The organism is Psychroflexus salarius, from assembly GCF_900129035.1.
Classification (GTDB): domain Bacteria; phylum Bacteroidota; class Bacteroidia; order Flavobacteriales; family Flavobacteriaceae; genus Psychroflexus; species Psychroflexus salarius.
Map to the genome: position 1 here is coordinate 1 of NZ_FQTW01000045.1, position 1,213 is coordinate 1,213.

Sequence of the window (1,213 nt, forward strand, 5' to 3'; positions counted from 1 at the left end):
TGTCACTCCCTGATATAGGTTGACCGTTTTAAACCCATTTTAAAGATGATAAAAAGCGGAAAGCGTTTAGGGCCCCGAAAGATTTATTCAGAAGATTTTAAGCTTCGAATAGTTAAGTTGTATGAATCAGGAAAGCATTCAGTTTACGAATTAGAAAAGATTTACGATATTTCAAATCAATCGATTTATAAGTGGATCTATAAGTATTCAAAGTACAATAAGAAATCAGTAAAAGTTGTCGAATTTAAAGATAGTCAAATGAATAAGATTAATGAAATGCAAGCTCGAATATCCGAATTGGAGCAAGCCTTAGGTCAAAAGCAAATGAATATTGACTATCTAGAAAAGATGATAGAGCTAGCAAAACAAGAATACAATATCGACATCAAAAAAAACTCAAACACCCCACACTCTGGTGGTTCCAAGACCACAAAGAAGAACTAGATTATAGTCTTAATGCGCTTTATCGTTGTTTGAGCATTAGTAAACAAGCTATATATCAAGCCCGAAAAAGACAACTAAATTTTGATACTGAACTTATGGACTTAATCACACAAGCAGACATTTTAAGAGAAGAACACCCAGGTTGTGGGGTAGAGAAAATGTACAAAACACTCAAACCACAGCATTTGGGGAGAGACAAGTTTTGCGAGATTTTTATGGATTTAGGTTATCGCATACGAACTATTAAGAACTACAGGAGAACAACTATACCAACGCATTTAAACTATCCTAATTTAATTGAAGGGATGATGGTTACAAGACCTTATCAAGTTCTTCAAAGTGATATTACTTATTTTGATATTGAGGGTAAATTTTATTATTTAGTCTTCATAATAGATGTTTATACCAGAGAAATTTTAGGTTATAATGTAAGCAATAATATGCGTAAAGAGAGCAATATAAAAGCTTTGAAAATGGCTTTGAAACAGGTAAACCCTTCTGAGGCAAAAGAGATGATTCACCACTCAGATCGTGGCTCTCAATATGGGAGTACTGCTTACAAAAGAATACTTAGGGATGCTGGTATAAAGCTTAGCATGGGTATGAAAGCTCAAGATAATGCCTTTGCTGAACGAGTAAACGGTACTATAAAGAATGAATATTTAAACCTATGGCACATTAATAACTTAAGAAACTTACAAGCTAAAACCAAGAAAGCTGTAGAACATTATAATACGAAAAGACAGCATGATAATTTAAAAGGAAAAAC

2 protein-coding genes are annotated in these 1,213 nt (G+C 33.1%); both read left to right on the forward strand.

Annotation, left to right across the window (positions count from 1 at the left end; genetic code table 11):
- Positions 1-45: 45 nt before the first annotated feature.
- Positions 46-444: a transposase gene (locus BUB82_RS11670; protein ID WP_073193800.1), complete on the forward strand. Its 399-nt coding sequence runs from the start codon at positions 46-48 to the stop codon at positions 442-444.
- 29 nt (positions 445-473) lie between these two features.
- Positions 474-1,213, forward strand: a 740-nt coding sequence (locus BUB82_RS11675; RefSeq protein WP_073193801.1) for an IS3 family transposase, incomplete at its 3' end; no start/stop codon positions are given.

Bases quoted from the DNA above. Each gene is read 5' to 3' on its own strand.
- BUB82_RS11670 (WP_073193800.1), top strand. From the start codon at position 46: ATGATAAAAAGCGGAAAGCGTTTAGGGCCCCGAAAGATTTATTCAGAA.